Genomic DNA, 5,696 nt, shown 5'->3' with positions numbered 1-5,696 from the left:
CCGAAGGACCAGCCGTCCGTGATGATGTGGTGGATGTTGCTGACGAGCAGGTGCTCGTCCTCCGCCACCCGCAGCACCTCCGCCGTCAACAGCCTCCCGGTGCTCAAGTCAAACTCGTGCCGCGACAGCGCGTTGACGGTGGCCGTCACCTCCGCCTCGCGCACCTCCCTCAGCGGGAGCTCCACCTCCCAGGGCTCACCGACGACCTGCACGGCCTCCCCGGCGCTCTCCGTCCCCCGGAACCCCGTGCGCAGCGTCTCGTGCCGGGCGATGAGTCCGTTGAACGCCGTCCGCAGCGCTTCCCGCGAGAAGCCCTTGCCGGTGAGGCGCAGCGTCCAGGTGATGTTGTAGCTGGTCCTCTGGTCCTCCATGTGCTCGTGCACGAACCACACGCGCTCCTGCACGAAGGACAGCGGGAGGGGGCCTGTCCTCTCCACCCGCTCGATGGCTGGCACATGGCCGCGGTGTCCCTGATACCGCAGCACTTCGATCCGGAGCGCCATTGCCTCCAGCACCGGCGATTCGAAGATCAGGGTGATGGGAACTTCGACCTCCATCTGCTTCCGGATCGCGGACACCAGTTGGATGGCCATCACAGAGTGACCACCCAGCTCGAAGAAGTTGTCTCGCAGTCCGACCTGGGGCCGCCTCAGCACCTGTTGCCAGATGCGCGCCAGTGCCATCTCCGTGGGCCCACGCGGGGCCACATAGGCGGCCGCTCCGCCGATGTCTCGGTCATCCTCCGGCTCGGGCAAGGCCTTGCGGTCGAGTCGCCCGGACGACGTCAACGGCAGGTCGTCCATGAACACGTAGGTCGCCGGAAGCATGTACTCCGGCAACGTGCCCCCGAGCCCGGCGTTGATCCGAGCCATCAACGCCCCCTGCCCTTCGCGCGACTCGACATCCGCCACGTGCGACTCGTCCAGGACGACGTAGGCCACGAGCCGGGCCTTGGACTGGCGATCCGGAACCGCGGCAACCACTGCATCGCGGACGATGTCCACACGGCGCAGGCGCGCCTCGATGAAATGGCAGTCGATGCGCCGGTCCCCTCCTCCATCGCGCTCCCGAGCGGCGCTGATCAGCTCCAGGGGACCTTGAGACAGCCAGCGAACGAGGTCTCCCGTCCGGAGCAGCCACTCCGGCTCCGCTCCACTCCGGAAAGGGCTCGGAACGAAGCGGGGGTGGGCAGCCGTCGGCTCGTCACCGTCACGGGCGTCCGCGAGTCGCGCGCCGCCGACGTACAGCTCCCCCGGGATGCCTACTGGAGCCAGCCCACCGTTGGGCTGCATCACGTAGAGCCGCACGTCCTGAGCAGGCTCTCCGATGGGCAGCCGCTCATACGAGAGCCGTCCCGTCTCAGTGCCGGAGCCGGTCGCGTCCAGCGTGCATTCGAAGAAGCTCGCGCCGACTCCCGTCTCCTTCGTGCCGTAGACGTTGAACAGCCGCAGCGGGAGATGAGCGGCGCGCACCAGCGCCCCGAAACGCTCGACGAGGGTGACCGCGAGGGTGTCTCCGCCACAGAAGATGCACCGGAGGGTGCTCAGCTCACGGACCCTGTCGCGCTCACGCTCCAGGAGGCTCACCAGCGCCGAGAGCTCGGAGGGCACGCAGTAGAGGACGCCAATCGAGTCCCTGCCCACCTGCGCCAGGAGGGCCGAGACGTCGCGATCCGCCCCGGAGTCGAGAATGCCGAGGCTGCCGCCACTGACGAGCCACTGGAAGAGCTCCGTGGCCGCCAGCTCGGACGTCAGCGGCGACTTCAGCAGGAAGCGCGCGGTGGAGAGGGCCGGGTTCCATGCGGGGTCCCCGGCCATCCGGCGGGCCAATACGCCATGCCGGACGGCGACGCCCTTCGATACTCCACCGGAGTCGGAGGCGAAGTTGACGTACGCGAGGGACTCGGACGTCAGGCCGACACCGACCAGGGCAGGCGCCGCCTCCTGGCCGGCAACGGCATCGTCCCCGCCACCTTCCGCCGGAGGCTCCAGCAGCAGGAGCTCCTGGTCATCGACCGGCAGTTCCGGGACGAGGCGCGACTCCGTCAGCAGGTGGCGGACCTTCGACTCGTACAGGACGTCGTAGATCGACTCCGGGGAGGCGGCGGGGTCGATGGGCACATACGCACCGCCCGCCTTCATGACTCCGAGGACACCGCAGACCCACTCGACGGAGCGCTCCGCGCAAAGTCCCACCAGGGTGTTCGGTCCGACTCCCGCGGCGCGCAGGCGGCGGGCAATCCTGTTGGCCCGGCGGTCGAGCGCGGAATAGGTGACACGCTCTTCGCCACGGACCAGGGCAATCGCCTCCGGGCTCTCCTGGACGCGGCGCTCGAACGTGTGCGGGATGAGCTCGACGGGGTCTGCCTCGAGGACCATGTGGCCGCTCCTCGACAGGAGGTCCAGTTGCTCCTGTTGGTTGAGCAGCGGCAGCTCGTCGATGGGTGCCCTCGGATCCCGGCCGACCGCGCCCAGCACCACTTCAAGGTGCCCGAGCATCCGCCGGATGAAGTCCTCGCTGAACAGGCCCGTCGCGTACTCCACGGACCCCGTCAGGCCGGAGCTCGTCTCCGCGACGTCGATGGTGAGCTCGAACTTCGCGGTGCCGTTGTGCGCCGGCATCGGCGTGTGGATCACTCCCGGCAGCGCCAGCTTGGAGGGGGGCGTGTTGTGGAAGTTGAGGATGACCTGCACAAGCGGAGAGCGGGCCGTGTCTCTCGCGACCTGAAGGTCGTCGACGATCTTCTCGAAGGGCACGTCCTGATTCGCGTACGCCTCGATGGCCGTGCGCTGGATGCGCGCGAGCAGGTCGATGAAGCGGGGATTGCCGGCGACGTCCACCCGCATCACCAGCGTGTTGACGAACAGGCCGATGAGCCCTTCCGTCTGGATGCGCCCACGATTCGCCACGGGGGAGCCGACGCAGATGTCGTCCTGGCCGGAGTAGCGGTTCAGCACCACGGCGAAGGCGCCGAGCAGCGCCATGTAGAACGTGGCACCAGACTCGACGAGCAGCGGCTTCAATCGCTCGGTGATGGCGCGATTGAACGCGAAGTTCACCACCGCGCCAGAGAAGCCCTGGATGGGCGGCCGGGCGTAGGTGGTCGGAAGAACGAGCGGCGTGGCGCCCGACAGCCGCTGTCGCCAGTACCGCAGCTTCTCCGCCAGCACCGCGTCCTGGAAATGGGCCCGCTCCCAGCGGGCGTAGTCCCGGTAGGAGATCTCCAGGGCGGGCAGCGGGCTGGCTTCGCCCCGGAGGAACGCGGCGTAGTACGCAGCCAGCTCCCGGTAGAAGACCGACGTTGACCAACCATCGAAGGCGATGTGATGGATGGTGATGAACAGGTAGTGATTCCGCGGGCTGATCCGGAAGAGGTGGGCCCGGAGCATCAACTCCCGCTCCAGGTCGACCGGCGTCCGGATCACGGCCTCCATCCGTGGCGCGAGCTCGCTCTCGTCGCGGATGGGCGTCACGGGGAGGATGAAGCGCTCTTCCGTCCCTACGACCTGGGACAGCACTCCCTCCTTCTCGACGAAGTTCGTTCGCAGGGGTTCGTGGCGACGGATGACCGCGCGGATGGCCTTTTCCAGCGCCGTGACATCGAGTTCGCCGGTCAGGTGATCGAGGCCCGGTGTGTTGTAGGGCACGCCCTTGACGAAGTTGTGCAGGAACCACATGCGCTCCTGCGCGAACGAAAGCACCGCATCGGTGCTCCCTGACGGCGCGGGGGCGAGTTCCCACGAGGCCTGACCGTCCAGGCCTCCCATCAGCTCACAGAGTTCTCCAATCGTGGGCCGTTGAAACAGGGCAGCAATCGAGATCCCGGCGCCGAGTTCCTTGCCAATCCGGGAGACCAACCGCGACGCCAGCAGGGAGTGCCCGCCGAGGTTGAAGAAGTTGTCGTGGATGCCGACGTGCTCGAGGCCGAGGACGTCGCTGAAGAGTGCCGCCAGCTTCTGCTCGAGCGCACTGCGTGGCGCGACGTGCTCCTCGCGGCTGCTCGTCAGGTCCGGTGCGGGCAGTGACAACCGGTCCAGCTTCCCGTTGGGCAGCCGTGGCAGCGCCGCCAGCACCGTGTACAGCGTCGGCACCATGTACGTTGGCAGCAACTCCGTCAGGTACTCGCGCACCTGCTTCGGCTCAACCGCCATGCCCGGCCGCGCCACCAGGTAGGCCGTCAATTGCGCGTGGCTCGCGCCCAGGGGCCACCCTGCCACCACCACCTGCCGAATCGCCGGGTGCGCGCTGGCCGCCTTCTCCACCTGGCGCACGTCCACCCGGTGCCCTCGCACCTTCAGCTCGTAGTCGCGCCGGCCCAGGTACTCCAGTGAGCCGTCCGCCAGCACCCGCACCATGTCTCCCGTGCGGTAGAGGCGGCTGCCGGGCTCTCCGAACGCGTTCGGGATGAAACGCTCCGCCGTCAGCGCTGGCTGACCCCAGTACCCTCGGGCCAGTCCCTCGCTGTCCACGTGCAGCTCGCCCATTACCCCCACGGGGACTTGCCGCAACTGCTCGTCCAGCACGTACACCCGTGTGTTCGCGATGGGGCGGCCGATGGGCACGAAGACGCTGCCCCCACCCTCCTGGCTCGCCGGGTGGTACGTCACGTCGTTCAGCTCCGTGCACCCGTAGTTGTTCCAGAGCTGGGTGCCCGGCAGCTTCCGCTTCGCTTCTTCCCTCACGCCTTGCGGCAGCGCTTCGCCCGCGGTGATGACGTGCTTCAGCGTCTTCAGTGCATTTTCGCCTGCGGCCTCCAGCAGCGCGCTCAGGTGTGAAGGCACCAGGTGGATTCGCGTCACCCTCCAGCGCTCAATCAGCCCCGCCAGCGCCGCGCTGTCCTTCACCAGCGCCTCGGGCACCATCACCTGCGCCACTCCCGCCAGCAGCCCGCCCAGCAGCTCCTTCACCGACACCGCGAAAGCGATGGCCGTCTTCTGCAGCACCACCTCGCCCGGCTCGTAGGCGGAGCGCCGCTGGCCCGCCTCCAGCCAGTTGTGCAACTGGCTGAACGGCACCATCACTCCCTTCGGCTTGCCCGTGGACCCCGACGTGTACATCAGGCACGCCAACTGTCGGCTCGCGGGCCGCGCGCCGTATTGCCAATCGCCTTCCTCAAGCGTCGCCAGCGTCTCGGCCGTCAGCCTCTGTTCGTCATCCAGGTCAAGCCACACGTCCACGCGGGTGCCTTCCGCATGGCCCTTGCGGCCCAGCACCACCTGCGGCGTCGCATCCGCCAGGATCTGCTCGATGTAATTGCGCGGATAGGCCGGATCCACCGGCACGTAGCAGCCGCCCGCCTTGAAGATGGCCAGCATCGCCACCAGCAACTCCGGCGAGCGCTCACTCAGGACCGCAACGCGCGTCTCCGCTCCCACTCCCAGCGCCCGCAGCCGCCGGGCCACCTGGTTCGCTCGCGCATTCAGTTGCCGATACGTCAGTTGCCGGTGCCCGCCACCCGCATCCACGCCGATGCACGCCACCGCGTCCGGCGTCGCTCGCGCCTGGCGCTCGAACGTCTCCGCCAGGCTCCACGTCTCCTCCAGCGGCAATGACGTGTCATTGAGCTTCTCGTAGAGCCCCTCCTCCTCCTCCGTCAGCAGCCGCACCTCGGGCTGCCCTTCCACCAGCGCCTCCAGCACCCGCTGGTGGTGCTCCACCATCCTCCTCACCGTCTTCTCGCTGAAGAGGTCCGCCGC

The 5,696-nt window shown here is 68.1% G+C and carries 1 protein-coding gene; it reads right to left on the bottom strand.

Features of this window, described 5'->3' with window-relative positions:
- A partial coding sequence (locus tag K8556_RS38495; RefSeq protein ID WP_223745121.1) for a non-ribosomal peptide synthetase occupies positions 1-5,696 on the bottom strand: 5,696 nt, incomplete at both ends.

This window comes from Corallococcus sp. AS-1-12 (genome assembly GCF_020036995.1).
Classification (GTDB): Bacteria; Myxococcota; Myxococcia; order Myxococcales; family Myxococcaceae; genus Corallococcus.
This window is presented reverse-complemented; position numbering and strand designations above follow the sequence as displayed.